This window comes from Oxobacter pfennigii (assembly GCF_001317355.1).
In the GTDB taxonomy this organism is placed as follows: Bacteria; Bacillota; Clostridia; order Clostridiales; family Oxobacteraceae; genus Oxobacter; species Oxobacter pfennigii.
This window is the reverse complement of sequence record NZ_LKET01000021.1, coordinates 164,647-184,893: the sequence shown is the minus strand read 5'-3', so window position 1 is coordinate 184,893 and position 20,247 is coordinate 164,647. Positions and strand designations below refer to the sequence as shown.

The 20,247-nt window shown below is 36.1% G+C and carries 19 protein-coding genes; 6 read left to right on the top strand and 13 right to left on the bottom strand.

Annotation, left to right across the window (positions count from 1 at the left end; genetic code table 11):
- Nucleotides 1-66 precede the first annotated feature (66 nt).
- The 6 genes from OXPF_RS04020 to OXPF_RS03995 all read right to left on the bottom strand — a co-directional run bounded on the left by OXPF_RS04020 (nt 67) and on the right by OXPF_RS03995 (nt 6,777).
- On the bottom strand, nt 67-1,101 hold the full coding sequence (locus OXPF_RS04020) for a uroporphyrinogen decarboxylase family protein (RefSeq protein WP_054873921.1): 1,035 nt from the start codon (nt 1,099-1,101) through the stop codon (nt 67-69).
- 76 nt (nt 1,102-1,177) lie between these two features.
- Entirely contained in the window at nt 1,178-2,221 is a 1,044-nt protein-coding gene (locus tag OXPF_RS04015; RefSeq protein ID WP_054873920.1) for a uroporphyrinogen decarboxylase family protein, read from the bottom strand.
- A 320-nt stretch (nt 2,222-2,541) separates the two neighbouring features.
- Nucleotides 2,542-3,534, bottom strand: a complete 993-nt coding sequence (locus tag OXPF_RS04010) for a uroporphyrinogen decarboxylase family protein (RefSeq protein ID WP_054873919.1) — start codon at nt 3,532-3,534, stop codon at nt 2,542-2,544.
- Nucleotides 3,535-3,835: 301 nt separating this feature from the next.
- Nucleotides 3,836-5,218, bottom strand: a complete 1,383-nt coding sequence (locus tag OXPF_RS04005; protein WP_242854311.1) for a DUF6179 domain-containing protein — start codon at nt 5,216-5,218, stop codon at nt 3,836-3,838.
- The gene (locus OXPF_RS04000) at nt 5,187-5,678 is read right to left on the bottom strand and encodes a DUF6323 family protein (RefSeq protein WP_054873918.1); all 492 of its coding nucleotides are present in this window, start codon (nt 5,676-5,678) and stop codon (nt 5,187-5,189) included. The genes OXPF_RS04005 and OXPF_RS04000 overlap by 32 nt, the downstream gene beginning before the upstream one ends.
- Before the next feature lie 277 nt (nt 5,679-5,955).
- Nucleotides 5,956-6,777 (bottom strand): bifunctional 5,10-methylenetetrahydrofolate dehydrogenase/5,10-methenyltetrahydrofolate cyclohydrolase, encoded by an 822-nt coding sequence (locus tag OXPF_RS03995; protein ID WP_054873917.1) that lies wholly within the window; start codon nt 6,775-6,777, stop codon nt 5,956-5,958.
- A gap of 213 nt (nt 6,778-6,990) precedes the next feature.
- Between OXPF_RS03995 and OXPF_RS03990 the strand changes: the two genes are divergently transcribed.
- Complete coding sequence (locus tag OXPF_RS03990) at nt 6,991-8,112, top strand: aldo/keto reductase (RefSeq protein ID WP_054873916.1); 1,122 nt, start codon at nt 6,991-6,993, stop codon at nt 8,110-8,112.
- A gap of 93 nt (nt 8,113-8,205) precedes the next feature.
- Here the strand turns inward: OXPF_RS03990 and ald are convergent, their stop codons facing one another.
- Both ald and OXPF_RS03980 read right to left on the bottom strand, forming a co-directional pair.
- Nucleotides 8,206-9,324 carry an alanine dehydrogenase gene (ald, locus tag OXPF_RS03985; protein ID WP_054873915.1) on the bottom strand — a complete coding sequence of 373 codons (1,119 nt, stop codon included), beginning with the start codon at nt 9,322-9,324 and terminating at the stop codon, nt 8,206-8,208.
- A gap of 18 nt (nt 9,325-9,342) precedes the next feature.
- Complete coding sequence (locus tag OXPF_RS03980) at nt 9,343-9,801, bottom strand: Lrp/AsnC family transcriptional regulator (RefSeq protein ID WP_054873914.1); 459 nt, start codon at nt 9,799-9,801, stop codon at nt 9,343-9,345.
- A 264-nt stretch (nt 9,802-10,065) separates the two neighbouring features.
- Here OXPF_RS03980 and OXPF_RS03975 point away from each other — a divergent pair, with 264 nt between their 5' ends.
- From OXPF_RS03975 to OXPF_RS03965, 3 genes are all read left to right on the top strand, one after another.
- Nucleotides 10,066-11,037 (top strand): tRNA dihydrouridine synthase, encoded by a 972-nt coding sequence (locus OXPF_RS03975; protein ID WP_054873913.1) that lies wholly within the window; start codon nt 10,066-10,068, stop codon nt 11,035-11,037.
- Nucleotides 11,038-11,142: 105 nt separating this feature from the next.
- Nucleotides 11,143-11,577 (top strand): TIR domain-containing protein, encoded by a 435-nt coding sequence (locus tag OXPF_RS03970; protein ID WP_054873912.1) that lies wholly within the window; start codon nt 11,143-11,145, stop codon nt 11,575-11,577.
- A 6-nt stretch (nt 11,578-11,583) separates the two neighbouring features.
- Complete coding sequence (locus OXPF_RS03965) at nt 11,584-12,036, top strand: DUF4231 domain-containing protein (RefSeq protein WP_054873911.1); 453 nt, start codon at nt 11,584-11,586, stop codon at nt 12,034-12,036.
- A gap of 3 nt (nt 12,037-12,039) precedes the next feature.
- Here the strand turns inward: OXPF_RS03965 and OXPF_RS03960 are convergent, their stop codons facing one another.
- The 5 genes from OXPF_RS03960 to OXPF_RS03940 form a co-directional block, all read right to left on the bottom strand.
- A complete protein-coding gene (locus OXPF_RS03960) occupies nt 12,040-12,318 on the bottom strand; it encodes a hypothetical protein (RefSeq protein WP_054873910.1) in 279 nt (92 codons plus the stop codon).
- A gap of 236 nt (nt 12,319-12,554) precedes the next feature.
- Nucleotides 12,555-13,127: a hypothetical protein gene (locus tag OXPF_RS03955; RefSeq protein WP_054873909.1), complete on the bottom strand. Its 573-nt coding sequence runs from the start codon at nt 13,125-13,127 to the stop codon at nt 12,555-12,557.
- A gap of 313 nt (nt 13,128-13,440) precedes the next feature.
- Nucleotides 13,441-14,085 (bottom strand): nitroreductase, encoded by a 645-nt coding sequence (locus tag OXPF_RS03950; RefSeq protein ID WP_054873908.1) that lies wholly within the window; start codon nt 14,083-14,085, stop codon nt 13,441-13,443.
- Between the two features lie 178 nt (nt 14,086-14,263).
- A complete protein-coding gene (locus OXPF_RS03945; protein WP_054873907.1) occupies nt 14,264-15,913 on the bottom strand; it encodes a response regulator transcription factor in 1,650 nt (549 codons plus the stop codon).
- Nucleotides 15,914-16,069: 156 nt separating this feature from the next.
- Nucleotides 16,070-17,833, bottom strand: coding sequence for a flavocytochrome c (locus OXPF_RS03940; RefSeq protein WP_054873906.1), 1,764 nt, complete (start codon nt 17,831-17,833; stop codon nt 16,070-16,072).
- Between the two features lie 555 nt (nt 17,834-18,388).
- On the opposite strand from OXPF_RS03940, the gene OXPF_RS03935 reads away from it, so the two are divergent.
- Entirely contained in the window at nt 18,389-19,378 is a 990-nt protein-coding gene (locus OXPF_RS03935) for a uroporphyrinogen decarboxylase family protein (protein ID WP_054873905.1), read from the top strand.
- 87 nt (nt 19,379-19,465) lie between these two features.
- Nucleotides 19,466-20,092 (top strand): corrinoid protein, encoded by a 627-nt coding sequence (locus OXPF_RS03930; RefSeq protein ID WP_054873904.1) that lies wholly within the window; start codon nt 19,466-19,468, stop codon nt 20,090-20,092.
- The last annotated feature ends 155 nt before the right edge of the window (nt 20,093-20,247 follow it).

The window sequence follows — 20,247 nt, the reverse complement described above, 5'->3', positions numbered from 1 at the left end:
TAAAACTTACAGAACCCGAATACGAATGGAGTGTTCATAATTCTGGATCCCCTATTTTTAAGATACTTATTTTATGTAATAACCTCTGCCGTATAAATAAGCTTCGCTCTTAATCCATGAGTTGATCTTTGCAATGTCAGGATCTCCTATTCTCCCCAAAGCATTGGCGGCTATTGCAAAACCTCCGCCGGGTGCGTATTTATCAATCGCATCCCGTACGCCCTGCCTCGTTTCCTCCTCATCTGCATCCGGCCATGTGTCTGGTACAACCCATTCATAGCATCCTGCTACAGCAAGTTTGCCTTTATATTTTTCTTTTATGCTTAAAAGGTCATTTGTGGGCTGTGCCGGATCCCATACCCTGACTCCCAATTCAACCATATCATCTAAAAAGTCTTCACATCTCCCACAGTTATGCAGCTGTATGGGAATGCCCCTTTCGTTCACAGGTTTCAATATCCTTTCATAAACAGGCTTAAATATGTCTCTGAACATTTCAACAGACATGAAGGGATTTAGCTTTGCTGCCGTATCATCAGCAAAATAAACCAGGTCCGGTTTATAATACTCCACGGATTTTTCAATAACAGGCAAATAAAAATCTGCCATATAATTGAGCAATTCCTTGCAGTATTCCGGCTCCTCATATAATGCGCAGAGTCCGCTGTTAAAGCCCATAAAGGCAATAAGCTGTTGAAATGGCATAAATCCTACGTTTATGCATGCAGCCGATTCGTCGAGGTTTATTTTGGCAAATTCGTAATTTTTCTTTGCCTGCTGTTCCCAATCCACCTCCGGCATTTTTGGAGCTTTTATAACCTGGTGCCATTTGGTAATATCCTCCAAAATAAAATTGTTAGGCTCAGGAATACCTCCATAACCCGTTTCTTCATTGGCAACATAATGCACTCCCCATATATCGTATCTTCCTTCAGGCGGTGTCATTGCAGGCATTCCGAATATAAAAGGTCCTACATTCTTATATACCGGTTCACCCTTCCATGGTGGATTTCCCATTGTGAATACAGGAACATATTCCGGCATTTCTCCTTTTAAGATACGCATATAATTTTCTTTCGGAGTCAGCTTTGATTTATACATTGTGTGCCTCCTTTTATTAATATTATAGAAGGCATGAATATGCCTTCTATAATTAATGTGATTAATTCCTCACTTATTATTTTATATAATAATCTCTTGTGTAATAGTAAACTTCACTTTGAAGGATTTCATTAACCTTGGCAATGTCAGGATCGCCGAATTTGCCAAGGGCATTAGCTCTTGCCGCATATCCGCCGCCAGGTGCGTATTTGTCAATGGCATCCCTTACGCTCTGCCTAAGTTCTTCTTCATTATATTCCGGCCATGTTAATGGAACCTTCCAGTCATAGCATCCGCAGACAGTAAGTTTACCTTTAAACTTTTCTTTAATGCTCAAAAGATTATTTGCAGTCTGTGCCGGGTCCCAGGCTCTGACTCCCAACTTAACCATATCATCTAAAAAGTCTTCGCATCTTCCGCAGTTATGAAGCTGTATTGGAATGCCTCTGTCGTTTGCGGGTTTTAAAAGTCTTGCATAGGCGGGTACAAATATATCCTGAAAAATGTCGAGAGAAATGAAGGGATTTAGTTTGGCAGCAGTATCATCAAGGATATAAACCATATCAGGTTTATAAACATCAACTGCTTTTTCAATGAAGGGCATATAATAGTCAATCATAAAATTGATCAGTTCCTTGCAGGATTCCGGTTCTTCCAGCAATGCGCAAAGACCGTTGTTAAAGCCCATCAAAGCTATCAGCTGCTGGAAAGGCATCAAAGGAATGTTCATCATCGCCGCTGATTGAGTGGTATCGATGTTTGAAAACTCATAGTCCTTTTTCATCTGTGCATCCCAGTCTATTTCATCTACGGCAGGAGTTTCAGGAGCTTTTACAACTTCATGCCATTTTGTCACATCTTCAAGTATGAAATTGTTTGGTTCAGGAATGCCGCCATAGTTCGTCTCTTCATTGGCTACATAATGTACACCCCAGATATCTGTTCTTCCATCTTTAGATGGTGCGCCGGGAGTTCCCCAGATATTAGGCCCTACCATCTTCCAGGCTGTTTCACCATTGTAGCCCGGTAATCCCATGGTATGTATAGGTACCCAATCAGGTATTTCCCCTCTTACAACCTTCAGATAATTTTCCTTTGGTGTCAATTTTGATTTTGACATTAGGTTTACCCTCCTTTTTATAATTAACTAATTTAAAATTAGTTAAAAACAATCCGTTATAAAAATAACATTATATATTTAATATTAATACCTTTTACATAAATTTACAACCATTCCGTTTTTGACCTTTTCGACTTTGTTCTGATATGTTGATAAGTTCTTTTTATGATGGATATGATTGAATTGCCACGGAAATTGGCAGGATAATTAAGAGATGCTTTATACCTAAAATATAAGGGGCACTTTTATAAGTGCCCCTTATATTTTTATTATGCCAGCACTGTTATTCGCAGTTTATATGCGGAATAGATGTCTACAATTTAGAACATTACTTTACTCATTCTGTCTATCTCTGCAGTTACAGTTTCATAAACGCCTGTATATAAACTGTTGGCTCCGCCCATTGTTGTATTGGGTATAAAATATAATTTACCGCAGTTTGTACAAGCTCTTTCTACTTCTCTTCTTATTACTTCAAGTGACCAGTCTTCCCGGTCTACTACACCATTATCGATATCACCCATAAATGTAATCTGGCCGCCGTATTTTTTAATCAATTCAGGTGTATTGTTGGTAGTCATAACTCCCTGCCATATGTCTATTCCCATTTCGATCATATACGGAACCAAATTTGCCGCATATGAATCGCTGTGATGAACGATTAACTCTACTCCATGGGATTTGTAATATCCGTATATCTTCTTGAAACCAGGAACGATAAATTCGGCAAACATATCAGGGGACATAAAAGAATTGAGCTGGCTGCCCCAGTCATCATGATGAATAATTACTTCGGGCTTTACTATGTCACAAACAAGCTGTGCGTACTGCAATTTCCAATCCACGATGTAATCGATTAATTCATGCAATGCTTCAGGCTCTTCATAAAAATACATCAGGCAATCGTCTATTCCGGTTAAGTAATGAACCTGTTCAAAAATTCCCGGTGTAACAAGCATGGATAGAAACTGCTCATTTCTGTCAACCTTGGCAGCTTGAGCAAGAATGTTATCCCAGGCTCCTTCGGCATAATCAAATGTAGGACCCTTCACTACCTCTTTCCACTTGGTAATATCATTTACTACCTTGTGTGCCGGGTCATGAAGGGGAAAGGCAGCCGGTACATTTGGGGGAAATCTTCTTACAACTCCCCATCCATCTGTTACATCCGGCCCTCCTTTAACTGTAGGCCTGGGATTTTTTGCAGTAATTGGGTCTCCGGCGACCATTGCAAAAGCCTCCCATTGGTTTACAAATCTGTCGGGGTGTCCGCCTCTAATAGTCTCTAAAAGGTTCTGTCTTTTGGTTAACATATACATACCTCCTTTTAATGAATGACTATTTAACTGCAAAATCAAGTGCTTGTCCCTTATAATGATTAAATAATAGATAATGCTATGATATTTTCATAGTGAGTCTACTATAACAATATTACAAAAAATATCATTATATTACTATTTAAATATAACATTTACTGTTCCTATTTACCATCCCTGATATAATAAATTTACAGTTTATTTTCTTCTAGAGAAATTTCAAAACCATAATTTATTACTACACCGAAAACATTTCGTGCATTCTTATTTGTATTTATTCTAAGTTCTTTCAATATCATCAGTTATCAATAAGACGCTCCATGACTTCAAGAATATGCTCCTGCCTGTCTGCTTTAAGCCTGTTAAAGTACCTTTTAAGGTATATTCGCAGTACCCGTTCATCTTCGGACAAATCCACAGCCTGAATAAAAGTTTGAAACGGATGTCTTTTAATTAATGCAGCAATCTCACCATTTCCAAGGATATCAAAGACGTATAGCATCTCTTCCTGGCTTAATTTGCCATCAAGCAATAAATCTTCAAAATCACCAAAGGATTTTACTTTTTCTTTTATAAGCTCAGACTTATCAGATGAATACCGGCATTCGTGCAACTCACCTATAAACTTCCTGTAATCTTCATCCCTCATCTTGGCACCGGATGAAAATCTCACCTTAGGCCTCATGTCGGGATTAACAGGGCATACAAATACTTTATCAAGAGTATCTTCTCTGACTGCGTTTATTATAGTTGCTGTGATTTGAGGCAGGCATATTTTAATATATCTTTGAAGGGGGATACTTGATATATCCGCCTCTTTAAAGATCTTCTCTGCTGCATTATGAATTTTAAAAATAAGCAAGTTGTCGTCATCTTTACACAGCTCACTATATAGCTGTTCAACTTCCTGCCCTGAAATATCCAGCTTCAAAACGCTTCGGTTTGCAAGCACACATCCTAATGCCGCTGCCAATACCTGCTCAAATATATTAATTAGCAGGTCCTTGTAACCTTCATCATATCCGCAGAGCAGATGATGTATATCCTCCGCGGCAAAATTTCTGCAAAACTGGTTTTCAAGAAAAATATTTTCAAGATATTTTAAAATATATTCAACGCCCGCCAAACCTGTAATAGTATTGCAAATCTGATAATCGATGGATGCAATAGTTTCATGGGCTTCATATTCCGGATTATATAATTCAAAAAAACTTCCTACGCCATTATGGCTTACCGTTGCGTTATAGGCGTAGTTTATGGTAGTCAATTTATTGCCTTGAATCATCCTATAGATATGCTTTGCTGCATGAATTTTCGCGTTAATTAATTTCCTGCCTTTTTGATATATTAAAGAAACCGGCGATGTTTTTATTTGGCTCACAGCATGTCCGGTATCCTGCAGAGATTTCAAATACACCCCCATCGTGTAAAAGTTGGATTTCATAATACTCTCGGCAGTTTCCACTCTTATAGAACTGCTGTCGCCGCTGTTGTATCTCTCAACTTTATATGCCAAAAGCTCAATACACTGTAATTGAATATTTGTCATATCTGAATCTTCTAAAAGGCCGAGTTTACGGGATTCCTTAAGGAGCAAAGAGAAGTAATGCTCGCTGCTTAAATTTTTATCGTCAATAATGCACCTTTTATCAATATCTGCCATCTTCATCTTCCTCATCATCCAGGATATCCTCCAAGTGGTCCGGAGCATGCCCGCATTTTAAATTTCGCGCCATGTTGGAAAGCTCCCGCCCTGAGAGCAGTTCCAATGACCCCTGGCATTTATCATCAAAGCTTTTTTTCATGAATTTTATCAATTCATCGTCACTCATTAAATCAAGGGTTTCATTCTTATAAAAATAAAACATTTCAATAAGTTCATGAAGTGTTTCGGCATAATTATGCATAGATATATAAGGAGAATCGCAGAATTCTCTGATTATTTTGTCAATAACACCTCCTCCAAATTCAATCCGCCCGTTTTTTTTCAACGCGGCAGTACGCGTTTCAATAAGTTTTACAGCATCCAAACGGGATAAGGTCAATCCAAATTGCTTGGTCAGTTCGTTGCACTTTTCAATTTCAACCACCGCTGGTTTTTGTATAAGCCATGAAGATACATCGATAATTTCAAATGACAATATAAGGCACCTCCATATAAATAATGTAAATGACCTTTCAAAATCTATTGACGCATAATTAAAAGTGTGATATGATATTATTGAGTTATTATAATATGATATTAAAAACTCCACTTTCTATACTACCACTTAAAAGTTTATAAATCAATAGATATGCAAACAGCGAACATAAGTGTTCGCTGTTATTTTATGGAATATTTTAAAACTTAATTGTTAGACGCTTGATGATTCATTACGGTATTGAGAAATTTCGAATGCATAAGTGGCACAGCTTATTTTATTTGGCCCGAGTTTGTTTGTAAGCGCATAAATATATGCTCTTCATGAGGATTGCGGTTGTGACAGCACCAACACCGTTTACAGCAGGAGTGCAAGCCTTTGCCTTGTCTTTTACGCTGTCTAAATTCACATCACCGCACAATTTACCTTCCTCATCCACGTTAATGCCAACATCAATAATAACAGCATCTTTTTTTATGAATTTTTCATCTACAAATTTTGGCACGCCAATAGCAACAACCAAAATATCAGCCCGGCTGGTTATCTCGTGAGTATTTACAGTTTTTGCATGGCACACGGTTACGGTGGCATCTCTGTTCATAAGCATTTCAGATACAGGTTTTCCTACCTTATTGCTTTTTCCCATAACTGCCACATTGGCACCCTCTAAGTTTATGTTCATATAATCTAAAATGGCTATTACCGCTTCTGCCGTACAGGGGTACATATCACCCTTGCCTGTTATGTTATCAACGTCCTTGCCCGAATGAATAAAAGTAATGGCATCGGTAGTGGAATTCTTCGGTATAAGAACCATTATTCCATGAATACTTTCATTCCTGTTCAAATTTTTTATAAGATCCAGATATCTTGAGGATGATCTCTCTTCCACCTTGTCATATTCATATAGCTTATATTGTATCTCCATGGATTCGCACTTTTTTATTATACTTTTTTGATAGGATATATTGCCTTCGTCATCACCTATCCTTATGATTGCTACGGTAGGGATTACACCTGCCTCTTTCAATTTGTGAATATTCACCAATGTATTTTCCTCAATAGAGAGTGCGACTTGCTTGCAATTTATAATTTCCATATTTTCAACAACCTTTTCTTAATGTTTTTTTTAAGCTCTATCAAATTATATTATTAATTATATGTTTTCACAATAAGAAGTAATTATTATGTTATTTTTTATACTTTTTATCAAAGCTATTGACCAAAACTTAGGATAAAGAGTTATAATTATATAAATATACTTTAATTACGTTATATAATTTTAAAATAAATAAAACACGGGGGGATAATAATGGCATATTTGGGTGAAAACATTCCAAAACTGGGATTTGGGTTGATGCGGCTTCCGATGATTGGACAGGATATTGATATCGAACAGACAAAGCAAATGGTGGACTTATTTTTAGAAAAAGGATTTACTTATTTTGATACAGCTTACGGCTATAATAACGGTAAATCGGAAGCAGCCATCAAAGAAGCTTTGGTAGACCGCTATCCAAGGGATAAATTCCAGCTTGCAACCAAGCTTCCTGCATGGGCAGGCCCAAAGACCGCAGAAGAAGCACAGAACATGTTCTGGACTTCTTTAGAAAGAACTGGAGCAGGATATTTTGATTTTTATCTTTTGCATAACCTGGGAGATAATCGCACACAGTCTTTTTATGATTATAATATCTGGGGGTTCCTTGCCGAGCAGAAGGAAAAAGGCCTGATTAAGCATTTAGGCTTCTCTTTCCATGACAAGGCTGACGTTCTTGATGATTTATTGAACAGGCATCCGGATATGGAGTTTGTGCAGCTGCAAATAAATTATGCAGACTGGGAAAGTGATTCCGTGCAATCAAGAAAATGCTACGAAGTGGCAAGAAAGCACAATAAGCCTGTTATAATTATGGAGCCGGTAAAAGGCGGATCATTGGCAAGCATTCCTGACAGCATAGCGGGAATATTCAAAGAAGCAAATCCAAATACTTCAGTGGCATCATGGGCTGTACGCTTTGCCGCATCATTGGATGGAATAATAGCAGTGCTTAGCGGTATGTCCAATTTAGATCAGATGAAGGATAATCTATCCTACATGCAGGATTTCAAGCCATTAACCGATGATGAACGCAAGGTTATAGCAAAAGTTCAGAAAGCGCTGGAGGATGTTCCAAGAATTCCCTGTACCAATTGCCAGTATTGCACAAAGGGATGTCCTGCAAACATAGCAATTCCCAATATATTAAATGCCCTGAATACTTATTTGGTATATAATAATTTACAGGGAGCAAGGCACAATTATATGTTTGCAACCCGAGGAAGCGGAAAAGCCTCAACATGTTATACCTGCGGCCAGTGCGAAGGTGCATGTCCACAGCATATTGAAATCATGGAACACCTTAAAAAAGCTGCAGAATTGATTGAAGCATAAAATAAGATTTAATTAAAATCAGCCAATCAAATAAATTGATTGGCTGATTTTTATATGGAGTAGTGTAAAATGCTGATATAGTATTTGTACAGTCTATTGAATAAGCTTTTCTGCTGCTGTATATTCAAGGTTAAGGCTGTCTGCCACTGGCTTATTGGTTATAAAACCTTTGTAAGTGTTTAGCCCCAGCATAATGCCTTTATCGCTTAACATGGCACCTTCGGCTCCCTTATCGGCTATGGCCAAAAGATAGGGAAGAGTTGCTCCTGTCAGTGCATAGGTAGAGGTTCTTGGAACTGCTCCCGGCATATTGGCGACGGAGTAGTGAATAACTCCATACTTTTCATAGCTTGGGTTATCGTGAGTTGTCACCCTGTCTATAGTCTCGATGGAACCTCCCTGATCTATGGCAACATCTACTATTACAGATCCCTTTTTCATGGCTTTTACCATTTCTTCACTTACAATCTTAGGTGCTTTTTCTCCTACTACAAGTACTGCTCCTATGAGAAGGTCGGCTTTTTTAACCATCTCTGCTGCGTTATATTCATTATATATTAAAGTAGTAAGACGTCCGCCAAACATATCGTCAAGATAAGATAATCTGTTTCTGTTTATATCCATTATGGTTACTCTGGCACCAAGACCAACTGCCATTTTAGCAGCGTTGGTTCCCACTGTACCCCCGCCTATTATGACGACTTCAGCTTGTGGAACACCCGGAACTCCTCCTAATAAAACACCCAAACCTCCCGAATATTTCAAAAGGAGATTGGCCCCTACCTGTACCGACATTCTTCCTGCCACCTCGCTCATGGGAGCAAGAAGAGGAAGAGAGCCGTTTGATAACTGCACCGTCTCGTAAGCTATTCCCGTAATCCTCTTCTTTAATAGTGCTTGGGTAAGTGCCGGATTAGGCGCAAGATGGAGATAAGTGAATAATGTCTGGCTTTCTTTGAATAATTCATACTCACTCTCCAAAGGTTCCTTTACCTTTACGATAATGTCCGAATCATTATAGATATCTATATTACTATTATATATTTTTGCACCAACAGATGCATATTCATCATCGTTTATACCGCTGCCCTGCCCTGCTGATTTTTCAATTAAAACTTTATGACCATTTTTAACAAGAGCGTGAGCTCCTCCCGGTGTAATTCCCACCCTGTTTTCATTATTTTTTATTTCCTTAGGAACTCCGATTATCATAATCTACTCCTCCAACATTTATAAATTGTCCTCTTCCGCCTTGACGGAATATATATTCTTTATTGTTGATAAGGCAACTATTGTCCTTGTTTTCTGTACCCCTCTTATGCTCTTGATATTTTTAAGAAGAGCTTCAAGGGTAAAAGTGTTCTGAGTTATTATTTTGAGTATGTAATCATATTCTCCGGCCAAATAATAACACTCTATTATTTCATTTTCCGATTGTATGAACTGTAAAAAACCTTCAGAATATTTGGGACTCTCTAAATTCAAAAACATGGTTGCAGTTAACAGCTTTCCAACCTTTACAGGATTTATTATGGTGGTATATTGCTCTATTATTCCTGAGGACTCAAGCTTTTTTAACCTTTCACTTACAGCAGAAATTGAAAGGTTAATCTGACTGCTAATCTCTGAAATAGAGATTCTGGAGTTTTCCTGAAGTAATTTGAGTATACTTGTATCAATGCTATCCATAACCGTCAACTTCTTTCGAAAGGATTTATTAATTTAATTATATAAAACAACTTTAATAATTCATACATTCAGTATAAAATTACGTAATTTTTATCGTTTTTATCAAATTATCCAAAACTATTCCGGCGGCAATAAATATTTTATATATTTTACCATAATTTTTTCGGATTAACTTTTCATATGGACAAAATTAATAATATAAAGTACAGTTATTGTGCCGAAATTAATTAATAAAAAATTTTTGAAGGGAAACAAAACAATATTATGAAAATTTACATGGCACCAATGGAAGGCTTGACAGGATATATTTACAGAAAAGCACACAACGCCTGTTTTAATAATATAGATAAATATTTTTCTCCTTTTATATCCACAAATCAAAGCTCAAAATTAAAAACCAGGGAATTGAATGATATTCTGCCTGAAAATAATGAAGGCCTATACTTGATTCCACAATTGCTTTCCAATAATTCAAAGGATTTTATCAGTATGGCAAACAAAATAAACCAATTTGGCTATGAGGAAATAAATCTGAACTTAGGCTGTCCCTTTGGTACCGTTGTTTCAAAAAACAAGGGATCCGGATTTTTGGCAAAAACACAAGAGCTTGATGTATTTTTGGATGAAGTTTTTTCTCAATGTAAAGCTAAAATCTCCGTAAAGACCAGGTTGGGAAAAGATGCCCCGGAGGAATTTTATACTTTGATTGATATATTCAATAAGTACCCCATATATGAGCTTACAATCCACCCAAGGATTCAAAAGGATTTTTATAAAAACAAACCCAACTTAAGAATTTTTAAGGAAGCTCTTAAATTAAGCAAAAATCCAATTTGCTACAACGGCGATATATTTACCCTCAAGGATTATAATACCTTCAAGGAGAATTTCCCCGATATAAACTCTGTCATGCTAGGCAGAGGGGTATTATCCAACCCTTGTCTCACAAGAGAGATAAATCAAAACATCAAAATCCAAAAGCAAAAGCTTAAAGAATTTCATGATAAACTATATGATGACTATAAAAGCATACTTTCAGGGGATATAAATGTTCTTTTTAAAATGAAAGGCCTGTGGTTTTATATGATTTGCCTGTTTTCCAACAACGAAAAATACGCAAAAAGAATTAAAAAATCAGTAAAGCTTAGAGATTACGAGGAGGCTGTATCAATCCTTTTCAATGAGCAGGATATATTGGAGGATTATCAAGACAATTTGGTTTATAAGGAAATTTAAGGGTTTTAAACCCTTTTTTATTTTGCAACCTGTTTATAACAATAAATTTAAATAGAATTTATGCCTGTTAAGTGACATAAAATGTACTAGCAAACGGGGGTGAAAATGGTGCTGAACATATTTTTCTCTTATAGCGGATTGGATTTGGATACTATTGAAATCATCCTTAATAACATTGATATAAATCCCTCTCAGCATAATTTATGCCATTATAAGCAGGATAACAGTGCCAATGACACCATGGAAAAGGTGATAAAAAGCCTGGTAAATATAGATTTATTCTTTTTAATCACCACCCAAAATTCACTGGCAAGCCCTAATGTGCAGCGGGAATTAAAAGAAGCCATAAGGCTTGTAAAGATGGGGCAGATAAAAGAAATATGCCCGGTTCTTATGGATGAAAATATAGATACAAAAATAGATTCAAGGATTCCCGAATACATTAGAAGCAAATTTATTTGCCACATACAGTCACCCTTGGGTGCAGCACAAATAATTCAAAGTATTATAAAAAAATATGAGTGTATGTATGAAAGGTAGAAAGCTATGGATTTGAATAATAATTGCAAAGCTTTGGAGTACCTTGTGGAAAACTATAAGTATTATGATGAAAAGTCCATTATATATAAAAGGAATTATTATATACTCACTGTATCCAGCATTGTATTGTCTGCATTGATACCATTGATTAGCCTGTTTATTGAAATATATCCTTTTTTTAAATATCTCATCGCTTTCTTAGGCTCTGCAGCGTCTATTATGACGGCCTTGAATGCCCATTACAGATTTCATGAAAAATGGATTGAATACCGTTCTGCCGCAGAAGATTTGAAGTGCCACAAATACTTATTTGAAACTCAGTCTTTACCCTATAAAGGGAAATATAAAGATGAACTGCTTCTTTCAAATGTTTATTCAATAGTTAAAGCGGAACATATCAGCTGGAAGTCTTTAGAATTAAACAATAAAAATAAGCCCCCTGCCAATAAGCAGCAGTGAGCTTTAGCGGCTTAATAAAGTATAAGTCTTTAAAAATATGCTTCTTCTGCATGGATATCTTTCCCCATCCACGCCGGTTATAATGTAATCCCCTCTGCTTATATAGTGCTTGCCTTCCAAGGTTTTAATATAGGGAATTTTGGGGGAATTGTAAGGATTAATATAATTATCAAGGTCAAGGCCGAATTTAACGGCTTCTTCTACTTCGTCAAAACCGTCTTCCAATCCTATGCTGTATTCCATTGCATCAATAGCTACAGGATTTTTAATATATTTGGCCAATATCATCACCTCTCATTTTAATTATTTCATGCCGTGTTTTTTTTATACTGCTAAAATTTGCTTCTTTTCAATATATAATATGTAATAGTATACTGCTTGGGTATCTTTTAAGTGACAAATTATATTGATGTATTGCATGTAACTTAAGTTTAAAATGGTCATTCAGCATTATTATGATTATGTACAAAGATTGAATCTCTATTCACACTGAAGATAACTTAAGTTACATGCACCTATTACATTATTTTTATGGATTGGATGCTTTGAGTAAATTCCTCCTCACAGTAATATTCACCCTCCATGCTGCCAGTTAAGACTATCATATACACAAAATCCGTACCGTTTATAATGACAATCCTGCTTAAATATTCGATGTCTTTACCATAGTGATTTTTCAAAGTAAATCTGCTTCGCAAAATTATACCTCTGTGTCCCGATATAATGCAATCCTCAGGCTGCTCTACTATTTCAAAATTCTCAAATTCACTGTCAAGGGCTCTTATCATTGCCCTTGTATGATCCAGGAACTTGATTTTTTTAGTTCCCCTTTTCAGCCTGCAGGCACATCTCACTGCAGGGAAGGGATATTTATAATTGTTATGTGGCATATAAAAATAAATAAAGGGCATTGCACCCCTTCTTAACCTCTCCTTTAATTCAGACTTTCTTTCAAGATCCTTTAATTTGAAACTTTCAATCCAATGCTGAGGCACGAAAATCCAGCGCTTTGGTTTTTCAATATAAAACTTCAGTTCCCTGTTGTAATATGAATCTTCCTCAATATATTTTTTATATTTACTGCTTCCCAAAATTAAACTGTCCCTCCTGTGTTCATTTAACCGGATAAATTCTTTGTAATTTCGCTCTTTATAAATATCTGCATTATGCAAAAAATATATTCCTTAAAAAGAATATATTCTCAGAAAGCTCCATTAGTGATAAGAAGTGACCATATCAATATCACGGTCAGCCCAGAAAGAAATCTGAAAAGCTGACACCGACTATTTCGGTATCAGGCCAAGTCAGGTCAAGCTAACCGAGACAATATCCCGTTAGTCCTTTTATCAAAAAAATTCCGTTCCTTATATTAGGAACGGAATTTTTTAATATTATAACTTTTAATTATTCATATATATGGACAGTGTCATCAAGGGAGCCTCTGCCGCTTATAAAATTATTGATTTTATTTTCCTTATCGGCATAGCCAATTGCGATACCTATGGTCAGTTTAAGGTTATCGGGAACTTTAAGCACTTCACGCTGAACTTCAGGATAATGCACAAGAGTTATAGCAGGAATGGTTGAAAGTCCCTGTTCAACAGCAGCCAGCATCAAGCTTTGGGAATATGCGCCGATATCATAAAGTGACCATTCGGATAAAACTTTATCCATATAAATATAAACTACCGCCGGTGTATTGAACATTGCTTGATTTAATTTTCCGAACTGCCCTGCGGCATCGCCGCAGTCACGAAGCATATCCGGGCGAAGCTGCTGCTGGTGTTTCTTTGCTGCTTCCGACCATTCAGCCGGGCGTGGAACTTCTGGTGAAGCCTGAGCTTTTTGAGCATACTTATCCAAATAACCCTTTTTTATTTTTTCAAGGGTTTCACCTGTTGCAATAAATACTTCCCAGGGCTGTGAATTAGCCCAGGACGGAGTGCGGGCTGCAGCTTCCAAAATTGCATTTAGCTTTTCCTTCTCAATAGGTGTTGATAAAAATGCCCTTGTAGAATGGCGCCCATTCAAAGCTTCTGTTACATTCATACAAAATACCTCCATTTATTTTAATTTTTTAATACATATGATTAACTAATAAAGTAAATTCTTCTTTTATTACATTTTACTTCAAGCGGCGTACATGTCAAGGAGGTTAAAAATAAATATGAGCTGACAAATCTTATTATTGATATACTTATATATATGAGAACTGCTAACTTCTAAATCATTTATCTTCTTGTTTTTTCATCTCTTTATATTCTTTAGGTGTTATACCCACTATTTTTTTAAAAACCTGGCTGAAATATTTGGAATTATGAAATCCGGACTTTTCACAAACCTCCCACACTTTATAGGTGGTGGTATCAAATAACTTCTTCGCATGCTCCACCCTTACTGAAATAATAAATTCATTAAGGCTTTTACCTGTCTCCTGTTTAAATATCCTGCAAAGATAATATGGGGAAATACATACATATTCAGAAATACTGTTTAATGATATCTTATTTGCATAATTTTGTCTGATGTAATTAATAGCATCGTTAGTTATTATACTCTTAGAACTAATTTTAGATATGATTTGTTTTTGTAAGTTACAGAACACATCACAAACCTGCTGATAAGCATTTTCAATTGATATATATTCATGTAAGGAAAATATCTTTTGTACATCTGTTCTGTTAACGATATTATTAGATTGCACCGTTTCAATGTATACATCTTTAAGGTGATCTAATGAATAGAAGCATAAAGATGGATTAAAAGAGTATTTAAGAGTTTCAATGAACAAAGTGTGAATTATATTTTCAAGCCTTGCCCTTCGACCTGACATTAACGCTCCTTTTACATTGTTCAAAATTAAATTAACATATTCTGTATTCCTGGATTTTAAAAGAGCCTCTTTGTCCTTAAGCCTGACTATTTTTTGTTCCGGTATAAAAAAAACAAGCTGATGCAGTGTTACTATACTTTGCAGTTCATCTCTGACGTGACGGCCTAATCCGCTGATTTTTTCAGAAATAGCCGTAAAATTTATATAATTGCTTTTACCTTTTGAAATCCAACGTTCAAATTCAAATTGTATAAGATTGTGAATTTCTTCTATTACTTTATTGACACCTTCTTTGGTATTTATTGAGTAATCTCTGCTTACAATTATTATAAAGTTTTTTGAAGCAGCATACAGAAATACTTCTGCCTTATATCCCGGTTTGTATAAATTCCTTATTTTTGATCGTAAAAGTCTAAAATAGTCGTAAAATAACACCCCATTTACATTATATTGCGAATACATGCTGCTGGTATAACCACAAAATCCAAGATAATATTCTCGAGTATCAAAGTCTAAGCCTATCCCATAATATCCTTCGGCTATTTTTATATCCCTCTCTGAAGCCCCTGCGATGACTTCCTCATGCAATATATATAATGATAATTCATCCAATTTTTCTGACAATTCATTTACTTTGTTTTTGTACCCGTTATTTATCCTTTTTTCTTCAAGCTCCTGCCAAACAAAGTCAAGAGCTTTTTCCAGCAGACTATTACTCAAATAGGATCTATCAATCAGATAGCTTATTTTCCATTCATTAATGGCTTTTTGTGTATATTTAAAAAGAGGAATATCTGTAACTATAATTATCTGTATGTCCGGAAGATCTCTTCTTATATATTCAATTAATGCACTCTTATCTTTATCAAAAGTCCCGAAGCTTAATATGAGAATATCCGGCAATGCCTTTTTAAAAAACTCCAATTGGCTGACATCTTTAGTTAGATTGTCAATAAGTTTTAACCCTTTATATTTAAATACCAGTGACTTCAATTTTTTTATAACCTCAGAATTATCTGCAATTATTAAAAGCGTTTTATCCATAAACTCACACCTTATATTTAATATATAGAATGTTCCTATTACACATATTTATATATAGAATAGCATTTTGAGCCGCAATAATATATATACAGAAAACACCCGTTCTTAGAACGGGTGTTTTCTGTATATATATTAAAATAGGAAGAATAAAAAATTTTATTTATTTAATGCTTCTTTTGAAGCAGACGCTCCCGCCTGTCTCCCAAAGGTAAGATTGGCTATTATTGATGCACCGCTTCCCGGATATTCTCTGTAAAATATCTGCCCGTTTGCTACCTCACCAGCTGCAAATAATCCCGGAATAACCTCATTTTTAGTATTTATTACATGACCGTTAATATCAATTTTCACTCCGCTCATAGTGCCGCTTAAAACTCCCATCATTTTAATTGCATAAAATTTACCCTTTTCAATAGGTGTCAAAAATTCTGCAGGTTTGTTAAAGTCTTCATCTTTTCCTTTTTTAGCCAGTTCATTATACCTGCTTAAAGTTGCTTTCAAAGTAGACACATCTGCACCTATTTTCTTTGCTAGTTCTTCTACAGTATCAGCTTCAAACGCTGTACCGGCCTCCACAGCGCCTCCTACAGCTTCATTATAATCTGTTTCATCAATTATATAGTAGAAATGGTTTATTCCCAAATCATATAATATCCTTGTTCTGGTAAAGTGAAAGTCCTTTTCATCCATAAAGCGCTTGCCTTGAGGAGTTACGAATAACCCATCAGCTGCTTCTCCATATCCAAGTCCTGTATCGGAATTCATTACAAGCAATATACCCGCATCGTTATTTATAATTTCTGCTCCCATACTCTCTGCCATTATAAGTCCGTCGCCGGTATTTCCCTGCCCGACACCGGTACTGAAACTCCCCGCACTGGGATAATATTTTGCTATAAGTTCTGGATTTCTGTCAAAGCCTCCCGTTGCTAAAATTACCGCTTTAGAATTTATAGTTATTTCATCTCCAGCAAAATTTTTGGCATTTACCCCAGTAACTTTTCCATCCTGACTTATTAAACTCATTGCAGGTGTTTCCAATAATAACTCTACTCCGAGCTCTTTTGCTTTTGCTTCTAGCGGTTTAATAAGATTGGCACCGGAATGCTCTGCCACCATATGTCCTCTGGAAGGTGAGCGATATGAATGAAGAGGTTCAACTCCCGGTTCAAATCTTACACCATTTTTAATAAGCCACTCAATATTAGGCCCTGAATTTTCTGCTATTAAATTTACGAAGTCTTCATTTACTTTACCTTCACCTATATCTATAAGAAATTTTGCAAAGTCTTCTGCCGTATCCTGTACCCCAGCTGCCTTTTGAATGGAAGATTCCGCCGCTAGTATTTTAGCTCCCGACCTTATTGTGCTTCCACCAGTTGCAGGCATTTTTTCCAAAAGAATAACTTTCGCTCCGCCATTTGCAGCCTCGATTGCAGCAGATAATCCCGCTATACCTGCGCCAACTACTACAACGTCTGTTTTCTTCGTGACTTTTTGAGACTCTGTATTTTCTTCTTTTTTAATTTTTAATGCAGCAATATCCGCCCCAGCTTGCTTTAAAGCTTCCTCGGCAGCCGTTAATATTGCATTGCTAGATACGGTGCATCCTGCATAAGTATCTACAGCAAGGGTTTGTCTATCAACAATTTTCAGCGGAATATTATAAATAGCCGGATCTGAAACTCCCTTTGTCTCGCTATGCTCTAAAATTTTTACTTCCTTAATTGAATTTTCATCTACCGTTACCGATAATTTTATGATTCCGTTATGCCCCTTGGTTTCGGAAGTATAGCTCCCAGCTTTAAATTTAGCTTCCGCATTGCCAGACTTTGATGTTGAAGCATTTGAACAGCCGGCAATTAACAATATCATAACCACAGATAGCAATAAACTTAAAAGCCTCTTTTTTTTAAGCATAATTTGTCCTCCTTTAAATTTTGTATAATTGCATCATTGAACTTAACGCACTTAGGTTCGCCTGCTTATAGTTATAATTTTAACATTAAAAGTCAAAATATTGAACTCAATATATTGCTTATATGGTTTGAAATATTGTCTTATTTAAATATCAATTATAGATACTTTAATATAAACCTTTATAAATTATTATTTTTGAGTGAATCTATTATAATAAGGATATTTTTTTGTCAATTTCTTTAATAAATATCTTATCCACAGAGTTGACATTTTTTTATAATTCCTTTGCAGTATAAAAGAAAGTTCAACTGATAAAAATATTTTTATAGAATTATAAAACTCTGTCAGTAGGATTTTTCCAAAATATTGATTTATTGCTTGTAAAATCAATAAAGTTATTGACGATATTTAACGAAAAAACTATAATGATAACGTATGCTAGTGTGGTTATAGTACAAAGTATACTTTTTTTCGGAATATTTTGCCCTGTAATCTTTCAGGACTTAAATATTACAGTATAAGCAGTAATAGTCAAAATTAAAAGGAGGTAACTGTATGTTAACCAAGAGACAAAATCTTTTAGAGACAATTAAGGGCGGTAACCCTGACAGGTTTGTCAATCAGTGGGAAGCATTCAAAATGGTAGCCGGCGACCCAATCGCTGCTAAAAACCCAAGACCTGTAAAAGGCGGCCCTGACGTTACAGACGGATGGGGTGTTGTAAGAAGATTCCCTCCACATGTGCCTGCCGGATTCCCTTTGCATGACCAGGAACATAAAGTAATAAAAGACATCACTAAATGGAAAGAAGTAGTTAAAGGACCTTCCTTCGATTATGCTGAAGGCGCATGGGATAACATTCTTTCTCAGGCTGCTCAAGTTGACCGCAATGAATATTTCTTATCAATGCTTGTTACACCCGGTGTATTTGAACAGGTTCACTATTTAACAGGTATGGATGATTGCTTAATGTACTTCTATGAAGAACCGGAAGCAATGCATGAACTTATAGATTACATTACTGAATGGAAACTTGGATACGCTAAACTGGTTTGCGATATAGTTAAACCTGATTGTATCATCCATCATGACGATTGGGGCAGCCAACTCAATTCCTTCATTTCTCCTGATATGTTCGGAGAATTCATCGTACCAGCTTTCAAGAAAATATATGGATATTACAAATCTCACGGTGTTCAGCTTATCGTTCACCACAACGATTCATACTCAGCTAACCTTGTTCCTCATATGATTGAAATGGGTATAGATATCTGGCAGGGAGCTATGACAGGAAACAATATTCCTGAATTAATCAAGAAATACGGCGGTCAGATTACATTCATGGGCGATATAAACAACGGTATCGTAGATACACATGACTGGTCACGCGAAGTTATAAGGGGAGAAGTGGAAAGGGCCTGCAAAGCTAATGGCAAACACTACTTCATACCAAATACAACTATGGGTGGCCCTGAGAGCGTTTATCCTGGTGTATATGATTGCGTAAGTGAAGAAATAGACAGAATAAGCAAAATAATGTTCTAATTCTGTTGATTCAAATATATTACAATATATTTTAAAATATCAGGCTGAGCATTAATTTGCTATTGCCTATTAAAGGGAGGAAAACAAATGTCTAAAATTGATGAAGTAAAAGCTGGAGTCGCAGCCGGTAAAACCAAAGTTGTTCCTGGTTTAGTACAGGAAGCATTGAACGAAGGACAAGCAGCAACTGCTATCCTTGAAGCAATGGTTGAAGCTATGGGAGTAGTAGGTGACAAATTCTCATCAGGAGAAATATTTGTTCCTGAAATGCTTGTTGCAGGTAAAGCAATGCAAAAAGGCGTAGAAGTTTTAAAACCTGTTCTTGCAGGTGAAGGTTCAGTTTCCCTTGGAAAATGCATTATAGGAACTGTTGCAGGAGACCTTCATGACATCGGCAAGAACCTTGTTGCTCTTATGATAGGCAGCGCAGGTTTCGATGTTATAGACCTCGGTGTTGACGTTCCGGCAGACAAATTCATTGAAACAATAAAAGCAAATCCTGATGTAAAAGTGGTAGCTTGCTCAGCACTTTTAACAACAACTATGCCGGCTATGAAAGAAACAGTAGAAACAATTAAAGCCAGCGGTTTGACAGGATTCAAGGTATTGGTAGGCGGAGCACCTATCACTCCTGAATTTGCATCCTCAATCGGAGCTGACGCTTATGCCCGTGATGCAGGCGGAGCTGCTGTTAAAGCTAAGGAATTAGTTTAATATTAATACGACTTGATGAGAAGGGCAGGATATTTTCCTGTCCTTTTTATACACGCTAAGTACATATATTTGGAATAACAATATTTAAAATTTTTTTGAGAAAATAATTTATTATTGTTAAAATAAATACTAAAATATGTAAAGTTTGTGTTATA

What these genes read in the sequence shown, in the direction of transcription:
- OXPF_RS04020 (WP_054873921.1), bottom strand. Translation starts at nt 1,101, where the DNA reads ATGTATAAATCAAAGCTGACTCCGAAAGAAAATTATATGCGTATCTTA.
- OXPF_RS04015 (WP_054873920.1), bottom strand. Translation starts at nt 2,221, where the DNA reads ATGTCAAAATCAAAATTGACACCAAAGGAAAATTATCTGAAGGTTGTA.
- OXPF_RS04010 (WP_054873919.1), bottom strand. Translation starts at nt 3,534, where the DNA reads ATGTTAACCAAAAGACAGAACCTTTTAGAGACTATTAGAGGCGGACAC.
- OXPF_RS04005 (WP_242854311.1), bottom strand. Translation starts at nt 5,218, where the DNA reads ATGATGAGGAAGATGAAGATGGCAGATATTGATAAAAGGTGCATTATT.
- OXPF_RS03995 (WP_054873917.1), bottom strand. Translation starts at nt 6,777, where the DNA reads ATGGAAATTATAAATTGCAAGCAAGTCGCACTCTCTATTGAGGAAAAT.
- OXPF_RS03990 (WP_054873916.1), top strand. Translation starts at nt 6,991, where the DNA reads ATGGCATATTTGGGTGAAAACATTCCAAAACTGGGATTTGGGTTGATG.
- ald (WP_054873915.1), bottom strand. Translation starts at nt 9,324, where the DNA reads ATGATAATCGGAGTTCCTAAGGAAATAAAAAATAATGAAAACAGGGTG.
- OXPF_RS03980 (WP_054873914.1), bottom strand. Translation starts at nt 9,801, where the DNA reads ATGGATAGCATTGATACAAGTATACTCAAATTACTTCAGGAAAACTCC.
- OXPF_RS03975 (WP_054873913.1), top strand. Translation starts at nt 10,066, where the DNA reads ATGAAAATTTACATGGCACCAATGGAAGGCTTGACAGGATATATTTAC.
- OXPF_RS03970 (WP_054873912.1), top strand. Translation starts at nt 11,143, where the DNA reads ATGGTGCTGAACATATTTTTCTCTTATAGCGGATTGGATTTGGATACT.
- OXPF_RS03965 (WP_054873911.1), top strand. Translation starts at nt 11,584, where the DNA reads ATGGATTTGAATAATAATTGCAAAGCTTTGGAGTACCTTGTGGAAAAC.
- OXPF_RS03950 (WP_054873908.1), bottom strand. Translation starts at nt 14,085, where the DNA reads ATGAATGTAACAGAAGCTTTGAATGGGCGCCATTCTACAAGGGCATTT.
- OXPF_RS03945 (WP_054873907.1), bottom strand. Translation starts at nt 15,913, where the DNA reads ATGGATAAAACGCTTTTAATAATTGCAGATAATTCTGAGGTTATAAAA.
- OXPF_RS03940 (WP_054873906.1), bottom strand. Translation starts at nt 17,833, where the DNA reads ATGCTTAAAAAAAAGAGGCTTTTAAGTTTATTGCTATCTGTGGTTATG.
- OXPF_RS03935 (WP_054873905.1), top strand. Translation starts at nt 18,389, where the DNA reads ATGTTAACCAAGAGACAAAATCTTTTAGAGACAATTAAGGGCGGTAAC.
- OXPF_RS03930 (WP_054873904.1), top strand. Translation starts at nt 19,466, where the DNA reads ATGTCTAAAATTGATGAAGTAAAAGCTGGAGTCGCAGCCGGTAAAACC.